The sequence below is a fragment of the Rhizobium sp. PL01 genome (assembly GCF_033447125.1).
In the GTDB taxonomy this organism is placed as follows: domain Bacteria; phylum Pseudomonadota; class Alphaproteobacteria; order Rhizobiales; family Rhizobiaceae; genus Pararhizobium.
The window spans coordinates 325,459-343,621 of record NZ_JAWQUM010000008.1; the positions used below are offsets into that span (position 1 = coordinate 325,459).

The following is an 18,163-nucleotide window of genomic DNA, read 5'->3' on the forward strand; positions in this document are numbered from 1 at the left end:
GGCGAAGGACGTGACCGGTGGTTTGATACAGAACGCTAGTAAGCGCGGTGGCTGGCCGGATCGGAACAACGCCTATATCGAGGGTGCCAGCGCATTGTTTGTCGGCTGCCGCGATCGACCAGTGAGAGGGTGATGAGAACAAAAAAGTAAACCGCCGGACACTCCAGCGACGCCACCGCCGCTTTTTCGCTCCTCCTCGACCCCGATTATCGTACTGTCTCACGCATCAGAGCGCCTCCTATCGTTCCCGCTCATCTTGGTCCCGTCCGTTTTGCTGGTTTGCGTCGCGCTGAATTTCCTCCAATCGGGAACCGTGCTGTTTCACAGGTTCACTTTTTGTCGTATCGCCCGCTTCCCGCTTTGCAGCGGTGTCCTTCGAAGCACCTTCAGTTTCGGTTTCAAACCCGTCAACCGGCATCCGCACCTGCTCACCGTGGGGCGTGCCGCGGCCAGTGGTCGCCGCCTCGGTCGAATGAGCCCTTGTCGTCGTTTTCTGCTGCAGGATCTTTTGACGATCGCGTTCAAGTGCCTGAAGCACAGCTTTCAAATCCTGATCGATTTCTGCAACCTCACGAACAATGGCGTTTCCAGAAATGGCAAGCTCGGCTGCCTTGGAGATATGGGTGCACAGTTCTTTCTGCAAAGCACGAACATCGTCTGGCCGCTCCGCGGTGACCCGCTCGATCGCTTCCCGGGTTCGCTCGATGTCGAGGAGAACTGTGTTGGCTTCATCGGTGGCAGCGAGACCATGTCGCGCAACGGCGGCGTCCCACCGCTGTTTGTCATCATGCGGGGTGTTGCTGCCCGGTCCGTGAGACAGTTGATCCGGATCCTTGGCCGTCGATCGCTCCTCAATCGGCTCGACGATCTCACGGCGAACATTGACGTGTTCACGCGCGGCCTGGGCGATCTCCTCGAAATCCTTGCGCTCCTGCGGCGGCATGATTTTCTCCGCTTGAAACAGCGCTGTCTCAACGCGCTTCTCATAGGCCTCGAATTCAGGTCGCGTCATGTGGCGCATATTGTCCCCCTCAAAAACGAGCTCTGCCAACTTTACCAAATATGTTCGAGATTGCGAGCTGGGATCTGTCGTTTCGCCGCTCGCCATGGTCCGTCGTTCGGCTGCGACGCTGGGTTCTTCCAGCCGGACCATTTGCGAGCGGATGAAGTCGTGTTGCGCTCCACGATCCATATCGCTCTTTGTTTCTCGCCACTCCTCATGGGCCCGATGCTCGTAGGCCTGACTTCGCGCTGTTGCCGCACGACTGGGAAAATCGGCACGCTTGGCCTCGTAACGCCGATCCGCCGCAGCGCTTGTGCCCTCATGTCTGGTGCGACCGATCATGTTCACCGGACGCACTTGGTTCTTCAAGTAAGCGGGGGCGCTGGCGCGGTCACGGCGGTCGGTCATCTCCATAGTGATACCATGCGCCCGCGCCTTTTCGGCCATGACAAGACGCCACTGACGAAACGCTGGAATGCTCGTCTCGACGCGGCCACCGGCATCCGATCGCATCGCGATAATGGCGTGCACGTGAACGTGCGGACGCTTGCCTCCTGTCGCCTCCGCTTTTGGATCACTGCCTGCATCGTGCATCGAGAACACGTACCGGTGGCCTGTGAACTGTTCGCCCAGAAAATCCCGCGCGGCATTTTGAAACGCGGCCGTGTCCGTTCCTGCGCGGGCCGAGAGGATCAGGTGCATGACGTCGCGCGGCTTGCGGCTGTGAAGCTGGTCTCGCCATTCGAGTTGGACGAGATCGCCCGCCTGCTTGGCATCCGTCATTGCGCGCCCTTTCTCGTCCTGGACACTGCCCCTATGCATCGCCACCAGCGCGCGCACCTGGGTGGTGCCATAGTCCGTGCCGTTGCCGTGGCCTGCAAACCGAAACGCTGCGCTTTCGATGCTTTCCGTGGCATCCATCCGTCCCTGCACAATCGCTGCGGCTTTGTCGTCGGCCGTAAGACGCTCACCGCCCGAGTTTCTCAAAACCGCTACACCGTCAATGTCGAACCCGCTTCCATCCGCCCGCGCGGTCACCGCAAACGCAAATGAGCGGTCGCCCAGTCCGTGCTTCACAATCTCCCGGGCGCGATCAAAGAGGGTGTCGTCCGCGCGTCCACTCGCGCCTCCACTCTCAGTGACAGAGATCTTGAACAGGCCGATGTCCCGGCTCTCAGCCCGGTTTTTGAACAGGTGATCCCATTCGCCGCCGATAGACGAAAGCGTCTCACGACCGGCAAGCTGATCGCCGCGCTCGTTCTCGACCACGACGGCGCCATTGCGGGAGACATAGTTGATCATCGCGCCCACCCTCGACCCGCCGCCAAACGACGCCACTTTGACAACGGCCGGCTGGCTGCCCGAGGCAAGCCCCGCAAAGCGGGCGCGCATCGGCCGGTCGGCACGCCGGTGGACGGTGTCCAGCCCGCGCCTCCCTCCCGCCCGAGACTGAAAACCTGATATCTTCGCGTTATCCGCCGGGCGCGCAGGCGGGACGGCGCCACCCCGACGGCGACGCTCTTCCTCCGGCTGGGAACGTCCCCCGAGCGTCAGATCATGGAGAAACGCCGCCTTGCGTTGCTCCCATTCAGTCGTGAACGCGCCGAGAAAGATCTCCATCAAACGCTCCCCACATGCCGGCGAGCGCCGCGCTTGGAAAAGGACCGCAGTTCAAACAGGACGATGGCAACGACGCGGTGAACATCATCGATCACCGCCCTCTCCTCCTGCGACCGGCCGTTGTCACCCCTGTTTCGCGCCCGCGTCAACTGATTGAGGTTCACACCGACAGCCTTGACGTCAAACAGAAGCAGCGAAAGCACCGCCCGATCCGTGTCCGTGAAGAACGGACGCACGCCGGCGCCTTCCAGGCTCAGAGACCGCAGGAAACCCGAGACCGTCATCCCGGCATCTTTTGCAGCATACCCAATGCGCTCGATCTCAGCCTTGCTGAACCGCGCATGCAGGACTTCGCGCCTGCGTTCTTTTGTCGGGTCATTGAGTGCAGGCAGCTTCATCGGACCTTCCCTTCGGCCGGCTGCAGGCCTCATCGACGGCTGGTCCGTCGATCGTCAGCAAATTTGTATCACAAATTTGCGTATCCTGCCAAAAAGACAATACCGTTTCGGTAACATTCTTTCAAGCCATTTGATAATCAGAAAACACCGGAGATCGCGTTTAGATACCCGTTTCGACGCCAGCACGCTCGTCACGAACACGCCAAGTGCGAGCACCGAATCTCACTTTAGACATCCAAGCGAAACAACTGCTTTATAACGATACTTAAAGGCTCTCTACATATGACAACTACATCGCTACACCATCGAAATGGCGAGCATTTGGGGCGTGTGGAATATATTCCACACTGTGCAGGCGGACCGTGTTCCTTTGAAATACCTTCGTCTGATATGAACAAGACATATTCTTTTTTTGCTTGCATGCCCCTTGGGTTCGAAGCACAATCTCCACGCAACAGAAGGAGCGGAAACGATCACATGACCCGAACCTATGCGGCCGTGAGCAACAAGGGCGGCGCTGGAAAGACCACGCTCGTCACTTTGCTCGGTGGTGAATATGCACTGCGTGGGGACCGTGTGCTGTTGATCGATGCGGACAATCGGCAGAATCCTTCCATCGAGTGGAAAAGAAACGCCGCCGAGATGGGGAAAGCTGCCGTCGCGTGTTCCGAAGCCAGCGACCTCACGGTTTTGGGATGCAGTGGCTGCAACGAAGAGAGCGAGGCAACGAAAATTCAAGCGCACACTGAAAAATGGATTACCGCACGAGCGTTGCCCTCTGCGGCAGAAAGTTGGTGAAGTGACGATCGTATGATGTGACAGCGAAAGTGGAGTAGACCGCGCATGAAAAGAAGAGCCCGGGACAATGTGACTGGGATCGGATCAGGCGGAAACATCAGGGCCAGCGATCATTGCGTGCCGCGCAAAGGAGGGCCGGGGGCGTTACTTCACCCGCCCTGCGAAAGCTCAAATGCTTCTCAAAAGCTCGCTACCAAACGGGGCAGACCAACCTTTCCCAACGCGGTTTCGCGTATCGTCGCGTTTTGGAGGTTTTTTACGGGCCCTTTATCGTCTATTCATGCTTCGTTAACCACAATCATTAATTGTATTAAATCGAGACACACACCTCGGTTAGCGTAACGGACGAATAATGATTGTCGGCAAAAACGACTGGTAGCCTCCATCGGCCAATAGATCGACCCCGTGGGCAGGCCGCCGGTATAGTGTCTCACCGATTAGTGATACGGACAGAAACCGCGACGTGACCTTAGTCACGCACACAGCCAGCTTAGGTGTACCCATGAAGAATCATAGGATACTGACGAGCGTAATCGGGGGCTGCGCTCTCGTTGTTTTTCTGCCCTGGACGGCGTCCTCGCAAACGGCAACGACACAGTTTAACGTCCAGATCACCATCACAGGCGAATGCAAGATCAACTCTGCAGCCAACCTCAACTTCGGTTCGGTCGGCATCATCAGCACCAATCTCGACGCGTCGAGCAACCTGGTGGTTCAGTGCACGAACGGGACATCCTACAATGTCGGGCTTGACGCCGGCATCGGCTCCGGCGCCACCACTGCGGTGCGCAAGATGACCGGCCCGAACGCGGAAACCGTGTCCTACTCTCTCTACACGGATGCAGCGCGAGGTATCGTCTGGGGCAACACCATCGGCACCAACACAAAGGCTGCAACCGGCAGCGGCGCCGCTCAGACGTACACGGTTTATGGCCGCGTTCCGCCCCAGAATGCGCCGACACCGGGAGCCTATGCGGACACCGTGACGGTAACACTTACCTACTAGCAAGCGAGGAACGCCCATGTGGAAGCTGATGACGGCGGTGGCCTTTGCCACCGCCCTGCAATTCTCTGCGCCTTACGAAGCGGCATCGCTGCGTGTCGCGCCGGTCATTCTGGATCTCAGCGGAGCGACCGCCACTTCGAACGTACGGATATGGAACGATGGCAGTAAGCCTGTGAACGTCCAAATCCGTGTCTTCCGGTGGCGGCAGGAGGACGGCAAGGACATCTACCTGCCGGCCGACGGCGTGGTTGTCAGCCCACCCATGACGACACTGAAGCCAGGGGCCGAGAATATCGTTCGCGTCGTGCGCATCACGAAGAAAAATCCACTTTCGGAGGAAAGCTACCGTCTGATCGTCGATGAACTGCCGCCATCGGGCGGGCGCAAGGCCGGGGTCGTCATGCTGGTCGTGCGCCAGTCCATCCCTGTATTCTTCGCTCCCACGGAAATCTCAGATGCTGCACCGACATGGCGTGTTCGTGTGGTCAAAGGCGGTTACGAGGTGTCCGTCAGTAATAGAGGTGGCAAGCGCCTCAAGGTCTCCAACCTGACGCTCAGCGACGGCCGCAACGTCATCGCCCGGCATGATGGTCTGGTTGGATATGTTCTTGGCCAGTCGGATGCGCGCTGGTTCGTGCCATCCGCCGGCAACGACCGCCGCGGCTCTGCCATCAATGTGAAGGCGCAGAGCGAGGCAGGCCCCCTTGATGCGACCGCGCGCCTCACCAAGAGTTAAGGCCGTTCTGGGGCTCTTACTCGCGTTCGGCACGCCCGTCTGCGCACGGGGTCAGGATATCCCTCCCCCCACGGCCGCGTCGGTTTCGCTTGCCGGTTTGCAGTTGGAGGTCTTCGTGAATGGCACATCGACGCAGATGATCGCGGCGTTCTCGCGCAGTAGTTTAGACAGGCTGGTGATCGATCCCGAACAGCTGCGCAACATAGGCCTTTTACCCGTAGCAGACGCCCGCCAACCCGACGGCTTCATCGACGTGTCGAAACTGCCAGGTGTGTCCTACACCTATGACGAGGCGGAGCAGACCATCCATTTTACGGTGGAGAATTCGGCCCTCGTGGAACGCACTATCAACGCAGGTGACGAGGCGGCCCAAAACAGCAGCGACGATCCCAGTGAGCCAGCGACAGCCCAGACCGGAACCGGTGCTCTGATGAACTACACACTCTATGGCTCGTCGGGAGGGCAGGATGTCGGCGACATCACCGATTTCCAGGGGCTATCCGCCGCACTGGAAGCGCGGTTCTTCAGCCCTGCCGGCGTTTTGACGTCGTCCCAGATCGTCAGCACCTCCGACGCGGAACTGTTTAACGGCGTCCGGCTCGATACCACTTGGTCCTATTCCAGCGAGAGCCAGATGGTGACCTATCGCATGGGTGACATCACGACCGGAAGTCTTGGCTGGACCCGGCCGGTCCGCCTCGGCGGCATACAGATTCAGCGTAATTTTGCGCTGAGGCCAGATCTCGTCACCATGCCGCTGCCGCTTCTGTCCGGCTCGGCGGTTGTTCCCTCGACGGTGGACGTCTATGTCGACAATGCCCGCCGCTTGACGACCGATGTTCCGGCAGGGCCGTTTTCGATTACTAATCTTCCGTTTATCACAGGTGCGGGAAATGCCCGGCTTGTCGTGCACGATGCGCTTGGACGCGAGACCGTCAGCGAGACGCCGTTTTACGTGTCTGCCGATCTTCTGGCCCCGGGATTGTGGGATGTTTCAGGCGAAGCTGGTTTTGCCCGCCGCTCCTATGCGACGGAATCGTTCGATTATGACGAGCAGCCGATGCTGTCGGCGACGGCTCGGATTGGTGCCACCGATTGGCTTACGCTGGAAGCCCATGCAGAGGGTGGTGCTGATCTGCTCAATGGCGGCGGCGGCGGCGTCTTCAATATCGGCCCGTTCGGCATTGCATCGGTGGCAGGCGCCGTCAGCCAACATCACGGGAAAAGTGGTTTCTTGCTCTCTGCAAGAGTCGAGGCGGATATCATGAACCTGCACGTCTTTGCGCGCACGCAGCGCACGTTCGGCGATTATGATGACATTGCTTCGGTCACCGCTAACCCCGATTTCATTGCGGACGGCATCCCGCTCGCCAGTGCACGCGCGCCGCGAGTGCTCGACCAGATATCCGTTTCGCTGCCATCCGTTCTGGACATGACATCGCTCAATGTCAGTTACACCCAATTGGAAACGACAGACGAGATTCGCTCGCGACTGCTCGGCATCACTGCCAACCGCGCCTTGGGTGAACGCGGCAACGTTTTTGTGACTGCCTATGCCGATGTCGAAAATCGCGATGTCTTCGGCGTTTTTGCCGGGCTTTCCTGGAGTTTTGGCGACGATATTTCCGCAGGTACCGGAATTTCTGTAGATGCGGACGGCTTTACCGCTTCCGCCGATATTACCAAGGCCGAGCAGGGCGGACTTGACAGTACGGGCTGGCGCTTGCGTGGCGTCGAAGGTGCACACAGAAGCATCGCCGCCTCCGGAAGCTACCGCAGCGCCATTGGCCGCATCGAGGCAGGTGTCGACAACGGACGGCACCAGCTTTCGACACATGTTCAATTGGATGGCGCGGTCGCGGTTGCAGGCGGCGGGGTCTTCTTAAGCAACCGGATCGACGATGCTTTTGGCATCGTGGACGCCGGCGCGCCGGATGTCGCGGTCGAACTGGAAAACCGGCCGGCAGGGCGCACCGGATGGAACGGAAAGCTCCTTGTCACGGGCCTGAACGCCTACGATAAAAATGCAATCAGCATCAACCCCGACAACCTTTCCCTCGATACCCAGATCGAAACGACACGGGCTTTTGTCACACCTCGCGATCGCAGCGGTGTCGTCATCGATCTCGGTGTCAGGACGGATGTCAAAGCCCTGCTGGTGATTCTTCAGGATGAAAGCGGCGCATTCGTCGAAGCCGGTTCCTCCGCGATGCTCGATGGCGCCGAACAACCGATCGTCGTCGGTTATGACGGCCAAGCCTATCTCACCGGACTCGACACGAATAACCGGTTGATCGTCGACCAGCCGAGCAAGGGACGCTGCGTCGCCGATCTTAACCTCGCCGCTTTGGCAGCGGCAGTTGCTTCTGCCCGCGTCGCAATTTGCCGGAGCCCGTCATGACGAGAGTGCTGTTTCTGCCGATCTTCTTCGTGTTGATGATGTTCATATTGGAGCAGCCCGCGAAAGCAGCCGATGGATGTGATTTCAGCATATCGAACATCAATTTCGGTAGCGTCACACTTCTCAGCGGAGCGGCGGTCGACAGTTCGGCCACCTTGGACATTGTCTGCCGAAACACATTGACGATCGGTCTTTCGATGCGCGTCTGCCCCAATATTGGAGCGGGGTCAGGCGGCCTCAACGGTTCGGCGCGACAGATGATCGGTCCGTCCGGTCAGGCACTTGGCTTCCAACTCTATCAGGATGCAGGGCGAACCATCCCATGGGGCTCTGTCGATCAGCCAACCATCGGTGCACCGCCGCCAATTGACTTCCTGTCCCTTCCCTTGACGACAACCACGGTTCACGTTCCGATTTACGCCCGCATTCTGGCAAACCAGCAAACCGCAGGCGGAGGTGCCTATCTCGCCAGCTTTGCCGGCGCCCAGACGCGGTTCTCCTATGCGTCCTATGTCCTGTTCCCGCAATCCTGTGCAGCAATGACGCAAAACCCGACACAGGTAAATTTCGATGTACAGGCCAATGTCAATCGCACCTGCGACGTGACCGCCCAGGGCGTCAATTTCGGCAATCATGGCCTGATCACCTCGAATGTCGATGCCGCGGGACAATTGTCAGTCACCTGCACTCTGACTCTACCCTACTCGATTTCACTCAACGGCGGCCTTAGCAACACGCTCCCGACGCAGCGCAAGATGACCAAGGGAGCAGAAGCTATCGTCTATGGCCTCTACAAAAACAACGCTCGCAATCAGCCCTGGGGAAGTGCTGCAGGAGAGACCGTGTCCGGAACCGGTTCCGGCGCGCAGCAAAACATCCCAGTCTACGGACGCGTCGCACCTCAAAATACGCCGTCCACGGGCACGTATACCGATACGGTTGTGGTAACGGTGACATATTAGGCCACAGGCGAATACCGTTCTGATCTACATATGCATACAGGAGCCGATGTGATGAGAGTAGCTTCGCCTTGGTTCTGATAGAGTGACGGTCTCCTACCCCGGCATCTGTGCTGCCATAGTGCACCGTCGTCACGGGCGGCCGTCACACGCCAAGCGGCAGGAAACTACTTGAGAATGCTGATATCCCGGTAATAGAGACCTGGGACGTTCCAGAACAACCGATCGGCTATTATATGTAGGCGTTGCCAATGCAGCAACAGTGCAGGTCATGGCCTATCATTTCGTAACTGTCGGCTATCGTCGCATGGGCTTCATCGGCGGTGACACCCGCGGTAGCGACCGTCGACTTGGCTTCATCGAAACGATGCAGTCACATGCGTCTCGGACCTTTCCGCGTTCGGCGCACTCACCGAATCCCAGCGGTTAGGCGTAGCGGTTCCCAAAAAATCGCCACGGCGGCTTTGGCAATTACGAAATCAGCGGCATCTACGTACCGCCTCTGACGACGATCGATGCCCGCTCCCGAGAGCATCGGCCAAAAAACGGGAGAATTGATCCTCGATATTCTCGGTGGTTCCGGCAAGCTGACTAATGTGACTATCGCGCCAGAACTAATCATGCGAGCCAGCTCTGTGTAAATAGTCTTAACTCAGACCGGCTTTACCGAGATCAATCTCCGGTCGACGAATTTGAGCACCTATTTACGGCTTGTTTCGAGATGGTCCCGGCAGGTTTTTTCAACCGCCGAGATCAACAATCCCGTCCTTTCGATAAGCCATTCCAAGGCCTCCTTTGAAATCTCAAAATGGGGCGAGTAGCGCGCCTTCACATAGGCCTCATTGAGAATATTGAACCATGCGATGTATCGCTGCTGATCGTTCGGCCAAATGCTGATCAGATCAGAGGCTTGACCTTCAGCAAGTCCTCGGAGAAAGCGGGCATTGTGAGATGGCGGACTGTAGTTTGTCAGCACCAGCAACACCGTCGAGTATGCCTGCTCCAAGGCTTGGTGAAGAATAAATGCAGCTTGCTTGTTCTGCCCCTTGCCTGCGAGGTACGTTGCAGCGTCCAAGTACGAGCTTGCGCTCGGTAGTCGTTCCGCAAAATATCCGGAAGCGATCTGCCATGCTTCTTCTGCGCTGATCTCGCCCGGCATCGCCAACGGTTCGGCGTCAAGCTCGTAAAGCGCCAGACCATCACGGCGAATGTCGGTGAAGAAATACCGCCCCTGTCGAAGTTCGGTGTTCACCTCGCGCAGGGAATGCACAATCAGCGAAACAGGCGTGCTGACTTTTGGATCGCGCATCAACCGGTCGGCGGCCTTGTTCCAGTAAGTGGAAAAATCCGTGAACTTGCGATTGTTGACAACGATGAGAAGGTCGAAATCGGACCGGTAACCCTTTTTTGTGTGCGGCTCATCGACGAAGGTGCCACGAGCATAGGAGCCGAACAGGATGATTTTCAAGACGCGTCCACGCTTCTTGAACTCTGCTGAAGCCCCTTTTATCGCGTCCTCGAACTCCTCCAGGACAACCTCGATCACGCGGCCTAGCTCGTATTGCTTGACCGGTGGTAGATGTTCGAGGCTCGTCTTCATCAACACTTAAAAACCCTTCGGTTGCGATTCGAACCACCGATTTGGTTTACGACACAACAGACAGTGCCGGAAGGCGGGACGTATTTCAACGAAGGGTTTGCAAAGATGTCTTCACACACCGTGGCCGCCAGTTGTGAAATCCCGTTTTGAAGCTCGGCAACATGCTAAATCAAAAAGGCGGCCTACTTGTTCATCAATTTCGCTGAATTCCGCCGTGCCACAGTTCAGCTTCCTTGATGCTCTGCTCGGCAACGAACCCGTTCTGGAACCGCACGAGAAGCTCTACCAACGCCTGCTCGCGGGCGATCCGAATGAGGCCACAGACAACGCCGAAGAGTTTCTCGAGGACGAATATCTCGTTGACTACTACGACAAGGTCGGCCTTCCCGCATTGTTGCTGGGAGCGATGGACAGGCAGCGCGGTGTCATGTCCGAAGCGCAGGTAACGCTTTTCTCCGCCAGTTCGATGACGTTGGTAGAAAACCTTTCCGACATCGCCGACGAGGAGGATCGGGAGGACGACAATGCTGACGCTGAGGAAGTACGCTCCTCTGACCGCGAGATGGAACTGCCTGACGGCAATGGACATTCGGTGATGAGTATCGGTGGCCGCGGAGCCATCGACGACGCCGCTGCTGCAATGCTGTCACAGGTGCTGGAGGTTCAGGGCGCTACGGTCGTGACTGCAGCGCATTCCGATTTCTCAGGGAGGGCAGCGCTTGAAATCTCGATGGTTGGTACCGACACCGTGATCGTCACATTTCTCAATGCAGGCTCTAAATCGCATGCCAGACAGGTCGTACGACGGCTCAAACGCCGCAAGCCGTCAGTTCGCGTCGGCATACTCATTCCGGCAGCGAGTGGGGACGGTTCAACCACAATTGACGCGGCTGAAATAAACGCGGACTTCGTTGCAACATCCCTCGGTGAAGCGGCACGATCCGCTCTGACCGCATCCACTCCGATCGCGCTCACGGTCGTGCCAAGAAAAGTGAGCCGACCGCGTCAGAGATTGTCCAAGCCCGTCGAGGTTTGAATTTCGATGGCACGTAATAGCTCATGTGCAGGGAACTAAACGTCTACGCTGCCGTTCACTCAATGAGGCATCAAGTCTTCATAAGGAGTTTCACCATGGGTAGCACATCCGATAAAATTTCCGGCAAGGCCAACGAACTCGCCGGCAAGGCACGGCAGGCCATGGGCGATGCCGTCGGCAACAAGGAAATGGAAGCGAAGGGCGTGCTTCAAGAGGCAAAGGGCGATGCCCAACAGGCAAAGGGTAACGCCAAGGAAGCGATCAAGAATGTGGTCGATCGTACATGATCCGACCGACATGATCGCGAAAGCCCGCTTAAAAGCGGGCTTTTTTTGTTGCGGTAGGCCACGGAACCGCCGTTTGCCGATCGTGAACTGCGCGTTGAGTACCTCCAGAATACCCACGACGGCACATACGCAGATCTTTCTCCTGCTCCAGACTTATCTCAAAGAGGCCCTAGCAGTGTTCTGTTTCGCGTGTATTGCAATTTGCATCGCCGGCACTAGTTCGTCATCTAAGTTTGGACGGCGAGGCCACATGAAGACAGCTATCACAGTGAGACTGGATCCCGATCTTCTGGAAGCAGTTCGCATCGGAGCTGAGCGGGAGAACCGCACCTTGACCAACTACATAGCGACAGCGCTCAAGGAGCGGCTGCGCCCCGCTGGCGCAGAACCGCAGAGCGCGAGTCTGCCACTCAAAAACTCTCAAAGGGGATAAATCTGAAAATGGCGAAGACGACAGCTGGTGCGGCGCACGGCTCCACCGGGTCTCCGCTGCCCAAGGCAGCGACAGGAATTTCAGGTTTTGACGACGTTACCCTCGGTGGTCTGCCAGATGGGCGGCCCACACTCGTGTGCGGCGGTCCCGGATGCGGAAAGACGCTTTTCGCGATGACGTTTCTCGTCAACGGTGCGACGCAGTTCGATGAACCGGGGGTCTTTATGAGCTTCGAGGAAGCCAGTGAGGATCTGATCCAGAACGTCGTATCGCTTGGTTACGACGTTCAAGACCTCGTCGATCAGAAACGCATTGCGATGGACTACGTCCGCGTTGAGAAAAGCGAGATAGAAGAATCGGGCGAGTACGATCTTGACGGCCTTTTCGTGCGCCTCGGGTACGCGATCGATCAGGTCGGCGCCAAACGGGTCGTCCTGGATACGCTCGAAGTGCTGTTCGCCGGACTCGGCAATACCGATATTCTGCGGGCTGAATTGCGCCGCCTTTTTGCGTGGTTGAAGGAAAAAAACGTAACCGCAATCATTACTGCCGAACGTGGCGAAGGATCCCTAACGCGTAACGGACTCGAAGAATACATTTCTGACTGCGTGCTGTTGCTCGACAACAGAGTCGAGAACCAGATCACCACCCGCCGCATCCGCGTCGTCAAATATCGCGGATCCGCGCATGGCACCAACGAATACCCGTTCCTGATCGATGATCAGGGCATTTCGGTCCTTCCGATCACGTCGGCTGGTCTTTCGCACACGACAAACGACGAAGCCGTTTCGACGGGCGTCAAGAGCCTTGACGGGATGCTTGGCAAAGGCGGTTTTTATCGTGGCTCGAGCATTCTGGTATCGGGCACGGCTGGTACCGGCAAAACCAGCCTTGCCAACCATTTCGTTGATGCTGCATGCCGTCGTGGCGAAAAGTGTCTCTATTTCGCATTCGAGGAATCGCCCGCGCAGATCGTCCGGAACATGCGCTCGATTGGCATTGACCTTGAGCCGTGGATTGCCTCTGGACTGTTGCGGTTCGAAGCCGCACGGCCAAGCCTGTTCGGCCTCGAAATGCATCTGGCGAAAATGCACCGGGAAATCGAAAATTTCAAACCGGACGCAGTTGTCCTCGATCCAATTTCCTCGCTGCGAGGCGAAGAGGGCGAGGTTCATTCCGCGCTCCTTCGGGTCATCGATCTGCTAAAAAGCAGAGGCACCACCGCTTTTTTGACCAATTTGATCTCCGGCGGCCACAATACCGACGCGACAGATGTCGGCATGTCTTCGTTGATGGATACTTGGCTCTCGCTTGTTCACCTTGAAACGAATGGCGAGCGCAACCGCGGCCTCTATGTCCTCAAGTCACGTGGAATGAGCCACTCTAACCAGGTCCGCGAGTTCGAAATTACCACCAAAGGCTTGCAACTTTTGCGGGCCTACCTTGGCTCCAGCGGCGTTCTTACCGGATCGGCAAGGGTCGCCCAAGAGGCTGCAGACACGGCCAATGACCTGCGTCGTACACAGGAGAGTAATCGGAGACGCCGGGACATGGAGCGCAGGCGGGCAGCAGTGCAACGGCAGATCGCGGAATTGCAGGCCTCTCTCGACGCCGACGAAGACGAAGTGTCAGAGTGGCTGACTCAAGATGATGCGCGGGAAATATCCTATCTCAACGACAGAGATAACATGGCGACACGCAGAGGAGCGGCAGAATGAAACAGAGCGGATCCGACGCTTTCGACGCAGCGCTTCTCGCGGGCGGAGAAGAAAGCGAAGCCATGGATGATGGCCTTTACAACCTGCGCCTATACGTTGCCGGCAAAACGCCAAAATCAATCGCTGCCCTCAACAACCTGCAGAAAATCTGTGAAGAGCATCTTGCCGGGCGATATCGCATCGAGGTGGTTGACCTTCTCGAAAACCCGCAGCTTGCTGCCGGCGATCAGATCCTTGCGGTGCCGACACTTGTCAGGCGCCTGCCGCCTCCCCTGAAGAGGATTATCGGCAATCTGTCTGATTCCGAACGCGTGCTGGTCGGTCTCGACCTTCGCAAAGAGGGATAGGCTTTATGCACAGCGACGGCGTGCCGATCAAAGCAACCGACGGAGCCATGGAACCGGCCAACTATGTGCTTCGATTATACGTGACCGGTGCAACGTCGAGATCCTCGATGTTGAGTTTCAGCAGAATTTGCTCCACTTTTTCATTCCGCACAGCCCACTTGATTTTATCTACGGTGTTGATCGTAAAAAACTTTCTAGTGCTCAGGCGGATCACCGTGAGCTGAAAATGTGGCTCAAAGTCTGGCGTTAATCAACATGGTGTCCGTCCTGAAGACCTGGCGATGATGATGGAACGCGGAGTTCGCCTCGACACGACGACGCCAGGCACTGGTATTGGTCTTGCGATCGTTCAAGACATTGCTGAAGTCTACGATCTTTCCGTAGAAATCCGGAATATAGAAAGCGGAGGATTGAGAGTGACCATCTCCTTCTTGAAAGAATTCTTGCACCCTAAAGCGTGTCGCGCCTAACCAAATGCGGGGTTCCAGCTCTGGCTGATATGCGTCCCACTTGCCCAAGGAAGTCGAACAAACATTGCGCAAGCGGCATCCAATTAAGTTGCGAACGCTTGTCGTTTCGGTAGTGTTTGAAGGCAGCAACAGAGAGGTTTCCTGCATTTTCGGGTGTCCCCGCGCTTCGTCAACACCATAAGTCGGTCGTATTTCCGCCGATAAATGCTTCCCGCTCGGATGCGGGATCAATTTCCACATCTGACTAGGCGTTTTGCGTCTTAACGCCTTGAAGGGTATCGAAACCTCGACCCGGAGATTGTCCGGCACCCAACTTAGCAAAGCTCGGAGGTGGCCTTGTATACCAAGATCTTTCCAGCTATATTACCGGGAATACTTAGGAGGACACAATGTCCAGCTCACAGACCCGCGCAATTCAGAACTACAGAGCCCGCTTAAGTGATCGTGGGCTCGCTCGTTTCGAGGTCCTCGGCCGTGACGCCGATCGTGACCTCATCAGGTTGTTGGCACGCCGCCTAGCAGAAAATGGCCCAGAGTCAGTAAGATTGCGCGCTGCTGTGAACGATACGATCAATGGTGAACCGCCCAAGAAGGGCGGGATTCTCGCGGCACTTCGCCGTTCGCCGCTTGTTGGCGCTGAGATCGAAATCGCCCGTCGCCGCGAAGAAGGTCGTGAGATCGATCTTTAATGCGCTACCTTCTAGATACCAATATTCTGAGCAACATTACCAAGCCAGAGCCATCCTTCGAATTGATGACATGGATGGCCGATCAGACTGATGAAGATCTGTTTATCGCTTCCCTCACAGTGGCTGAAATCCATAAAGGCATCCTGGAGAAGCCCGCCGGTAAGAAGCGAACCTCCCTCGAGAGGTGGTTTGTAGGTGATGATGGGCCGCAGCGTCTTTTTGCCGATCGTATCCTACCCTTCGATGAAACGGCGGCTCTAATTTGGGCGCAGTTGATGGCTGAAGGAAAAGCAAGCGTGCGACCACGTAGCGGCCTCGATACCATCATCGCTGCCACTGCCCGGGCGAACGGATGCATTGTCGTGACCGATAATGAGAAAGACTTTTACGGCGTTGATTTGATCAATCCTCTTCGCACCGGCGTTAACTGAGGCACTACTACCGGTAAATTGGGCTTTGTGGCGTAACGCCTATTTATGGAACAAGTCGCGCAAATTATCAACAAAGTGGCCAATTTGGTCTTGTAGACGGTAGGAGCAAAATGCGCTGCTAGCCAAGAGGTAGTGCCCTTCCACCAGCGAAGAACTAACCAGTCCATCCATCACTAATGCCCCCATAAAGCTTCGAATAAAAGCGACGCTCTCCGGCACCTGGCGATCCGGGTTAGAACCGGACGACCACTCAAAGCTAACGGTCTCCCTTCATGTCGCCAAAGAAGAAGGCAATTCAGTAGACCCGGAGTAAGCGCGAATTTCCATGCGCCTTCTGAAGAGCAGTGCTCTGATGCATGAAGTGTCCACCAAAAACCAGACTGTGCAAAAACTCCACGGGATTCCTATGGCAAGCGAACCGTAGTATGTTGTTTACATGGCACATTTATCTGGCTCAGACCGCTCGCAGCTGCTGCTTCTCCCCGAAGCGGTTGATGATTATGTCGGATCGGACAATCCGGTTCGCCTCATAGAGGCTTTTGTGGATAGCATTGATCTTGTCGCCGCTGGCTTTTCCCGCGTAACGGCAAAAGAGACGGGCCGCCCCGGCTACGATCCGGCTGATCTGCTTAAACTTTATCTCTACGGATATCTGAATCGGGTACGTTCGAGCCGAAAGCTGGAAGCAGAAACCCGCCGTAATATCGAGGTGATCTGGCTGCTGCGCCATCTGAAACCTGATTATCGGACAATCGTAAGCGTACGGCAAAGTCATTTTTTACTGAAGTGGGCGCGTAGATTAGGCTTGGCGGATGACCACCTGCGGGATTTTTGCCAGCGCCCACCGCCACGGCAGCAGCTCTTCAAGGCGATCGTTGGGGTGATCCTGGATCCGGGTCATGACGTCGGTCAGATAGACTTCCGGATTATGGCCATGTAGCTTGACCGTTTCGATGATGGTCAGGATATTGGCGATGCGGTCGCCACCCTTGTCCGAGCCGGCGAAGAGCCAGTTCTTACGGCCGATCCCAATGCCCCGTTCATTCTGCCCATGTCGGCGATGAAGTCGAGGTCCATTATCGTTGGCATCCTTATTTCGGCCAAAAGGTTTCCATTCGCCGCGTTGAAGAACGAGCGACAGGTCGGTTTCTTAAGGTTTTGGGGCCCTCAGGTGTCGTGGTCTCGATTTCGGAATGGATGATTGATCGTGTGGTGTGCGGCGGCATGACCATGGGTCTTGCACGCGTCGATCTTGCAACGCTGGTCGAGTTGAAGAGGCTGGTCACCAGCGCCGACAAGCCTGCACTCTTCCTGGGTGGACGTAGAATCACTCAGGAGGAAGACAATGAGATCCCGCAATACGCTGGTGCCGGCGTCAGGCCGGCAGCTCGACCTGATATTCAAACCCCGGACGCTCGACGGACTGAGCGACAAGGATCGCAAGAAGACGGTATCAACGCTGGCTTGCCTGTTAATGCAGGCAGCCGGTCTGGTCGTCGAGGAGATCAGCGATGACCAGCACTGATTTGATTCCGACAGCGCTGCTCGCGCGCAAGGCCGTCGTTTATGTGCGGCAATCTACGCAGTCGCAGGTTATGACCAATCTGGAAGGCCAGCGACGACAATATGATCTCGTTGACGTGGCGCGACAACGCGGCTTCAGCGACATTGAGGTGATCGACGACGACCTGGGACGCTCTGCCAGCGGAACGGTCGCGCGCCCCGGCTTCGATCGCCTTGTCGCCCTGTTGTGCGCCGGCAAAGTTGGTGCCGTTTTGTGCTTCGACGCCTCACGCCTCGCACGTAACGGTCGCGACTGGCACCATCTGCTTGAACTATGCGGCCTGGTTGAGGCCCGCGTCATAGATCACGACGGTATCTACAATCCATGTCGGCCCAATGATCGTCTGCTGCTGGGAATGAAGGGCAGTATCAGCGAGTTCGAACTGGGCGTGCTGAGAGCCCGCATGCTCGATGCCGCCAGATCGAAAGCGCGACGCGGCGAATTGCGACTTTCCGTTCCGTTCGGCTACATTTGGCATCGGGATGCGGGGCTTGGACTGGACCCCGATCTGCGTCTCCAAGACGTGATCCGATCCATATTCGCCCGCTTCCACGAGCTTGGAAGCGCGCGTCAGGTGCTGCTGTCGATGACAAAAGATCAGATTCACTTCCCACGGCCGTCGGATGAAGGGCGCATGACCAACTTCGTCTGGACACCAGTCCGTTAT

At 57.0% G+C, this 18,163-nt stretch carries 17 protein-coding genes and 2 pseudogenes; 15 read left to right on the forward strand and 4 right to left on the reverse strand.

Annotated features, from left to right (window positions below):
• Nucleotides 1-238: 238 nt before the first annotated feature.
• Nucleotides 239-2,623 carry a conjugal transfer protein TraA gene (locus tag R6X40_RS20085; protein WP_318415573.1) on the reverse strand — a complete coding sequence of 795 codons (2,385 nt, stop codon included), beginning with the start codon at nucleotides 2,621-2,623 and terminating at the stop codon, nucleotides 239-241.
• Complete coding sequence (locus R6X40_RS20090; protein WP_318415574.1) at nucleotides 2,623-3,021, reverse strand: plasmid mobilization protein; 399 nt, start codon at nucleotides 3,019-3,021, stop codon at nucleotides 2,623-2,625. The genes R6X40_RS20085 and R6X40_RS20090 overlap by 1 nt, the downstream gene beginning before the upstream one ends.
• Before the next feature lie 477 nt (nucleotides 3,022-3,498).
• On the opposite strand from R6X40_RS20090, the gene R6X40_RS20095 reads away from it, so the two are divergent.
• The 5 genes from R6X40_RS20095 to R6X40_RS20115 all read left to right on the forward strand — a co-directional run bounded on the left by R6X40_RS20095 (nucleotide 3,499) and on the right by R6X40_RS20115 (nucleotide 8,924).
• A complete protein-coding gene (locus R6X40_RS20095) occupies nucleotides 3,499-3,819 on the forward strand; it encodes a ParA family protein (RefSeq protein WP_318415575.1) in 321 nt (106 codons plus the stop codon).
• Nucleotides 3,820-4,321: 502 nt separating this feature from the next.
• On the forward strand, nucleotides 4,322-4,825 hold the full coding sequence (locus tag R6X40_RS20100) for a spore coat U domain-containing protein (protein WP_318415576.1): 504 nt from the start codon (nucleotides 4,322-4,324) through the stop codon (nucleotides 4,823-4,825).
• Nucleotides 4,826-4,841: 16 nt separating this feature from the next.
• A complete protein-coding gene (locus R6X40_RS20105) occupies nucleotides 4,842-5,561 on the forward strand; it encodes a molecular chaperone (RefSeq protein ID WP_318415577.1) in 720 nt (239 codons plus the stop codon).
• 115 nt (nucleotides 5,562-5,676) lie between these two features.
• The gene (locus R6X40_RS20110; RefSeq protein WP_318415578.1) at nucleotides 5,677-7,962 is read left to right on the forward strand and encodes a fimbria/pilus outer membrane usher protein; all 2,286 of its coding nucleotides are present in this window, start codon (nucleotides 5,677-5,679) and stop codon (nucleotides 7,960-7,962) included.
• Nucleotides 7,959-8,924, forward strand: a complete 966-nt coding sequence (locus R6X40_RS20115) for a spore coat U domain-containing protein (RefSeq protein ID WP_318415579.1) — start codon at nucleotides 7,959-7,961, stop codon at nucleotides 8,922-8,924. The genes R6X40_RS20110 and R6X40_RS20115 overlap by 4 nt, the downstream gene beginning before the upstream one ends.
• Nucleotides 8,925-9,621: 697 nt before the next feature.
• On the opposite strand, the gene R6X40_RS20120 is transcribed toward R6X40_RS20115, so the two are convergent.
• A complete protein-coding gene (locus R6X40_RS20120; RefSeq protein WP_318415580.1) occupies nucleotides 9,622-10,521 on the reverse strand; it encodes a nucleotidyltransferase and HEPN domain-containing protein in 900 nt (299 codons plus the stop codon).
• A 133-nt stretch (nucleotides 10,522-10,654) separates the two neighbouring features.
• Here R6X40_RS20120 and R6X40_RS20125 point away from each other — a divergent pair, with 133 nt between their 5' ends.
• The 8 genes and pseudogenes from R6X40_RS20125 to R6X40_RS20160 all read left to right on the forward strand — a co-directional run.
• Entirely contained in the window at nucleotides 10,655-11,557 is a 903-nt protein-coding gene (locus R6X40_RS20125) for a hypothetical protein (RefSeq protein WP_318415581.1), read from the forward strand.
• Nucleotides 11,558-11,652: 95 nt separating this feature from the next.
• On the forward strand, nucleotides 11,653-11,844 hold the full coding sequence (locus R6X40_RS20130) for a CsbD family protein (protein WP_318415582.1): 192 nt from the start codon (nucleotides 11,653-11,655) through the stop codon (nucleotides 11,842-11,844).
• 441 nt (nucleotides 11,845-12,285) lie between these two features.
• Nucleotides 12,286-13,995: a circadian clock protein KaiC gene (gene kaiC, locus R6X40_RS20135; RefSeq protein WP_318415583.1), complete on the forward strand. Its 1,710-nt coding sequence runs from the start codon at nucleotides 12,286-12,288 to the stop codon at nucleotides 13,993-13,995.
• 62 nt (nucleotides 13,996-14,057) lie between these two features.
• Complete coding sequence (gene kaiB, locus R6X40_RS20140; protein ID WP_318415604.1) at nucleotides 14,058-14,342, forward strand: circadian clock protein KaiB; 285 nt, start codon at nucleotides 14,058-14,060, stop codon at nucleotides 14,340-14,342.
• A 287-nt stretch (nucleotides 14,343-14,629) separates the two neighbouring features.
• Nucleotides 14,630-14,812 (forward strand): hypothetical protein, encoded by a 183-nt coding sequence (locus R6X40_RS31645; protein WP_412178427.1) that lies wholly within the window; start codon nucleotides 14,630-14,632, stop codon nucleotides 14,810-14,812.
• Nucleotides 14,813-15,201: 389 nt separating this feature from the next.
• The gene (locus R6X40_RS20150) at nucleotides 15,202-15,501 is read left to right on the forward strand and encodes a hypothetical protein (RefSeq protein ID WP_318415586.1); all 300 of its coding nucleotides are present in this window, start codon (nucleotides 15,202-15,204) and stop codon (nucleotides 15,499-15,501) included.
• A complete protein-coding gene (locus R6X40_RS20155; RefSeq protein WP_318415587.1) occupies nucleotides 15,501-15,932 on the forward strand; it encodes a type II toxin-antitoxin system VapC family toxin in 432 nt (143 codons plus the stop codon). Before R6X40_RS20150 ends, R6X40_RS20155 begins: the two co-directional genes overlap by 1 nt.
• 436 nt (nucleotides 15,933-16,368) lie before the next feature.
• Nucleotides 16,369-16,692: pseudogene (locus R6X40_RS20160) on the forward strand (transposase); the annotation flags it as partial.
• Nucleotides 16,693-16,731: 39 nt separating this feature from the next.
• Here the strand turns inward: R6X40_RS20160 and R6X40_RS20165 are convergent.
• Nucleotides 16,732-16,971, reverse strand: a pseudogene (locus R6X40_RS20165) (transposase domain-containing protein); the annotation flags it as partial.
• Between the two features lie 306 nt (nucleotides 16,972-17,277).
• Here R6X40_RS20165 and R6X40_RS20170 point away from each other — a divergent pair.
• Nucleotides 17,278-17,457: a hypothetical protein gene (locus R6X40_RS20170; protein ID WP_318415588.1), complete on the forward strand. Its 180-nt coding sequence runs from the start codon at nucleotides 17,278-17,280 to the stop codon at nucleotides 17,455-17,457.
• On the forward strand, nucleotides 17,444-18,163 hold a 720-nt coding region (locus tag R6X40_RS20175), incomplete at its 3' end, for a recombinase family protein (RefSeq protein ID WP_318415589.1). The genes R6X40_RS20170 and R6X40_RS20175, both read left to right, overlap by 14 nt.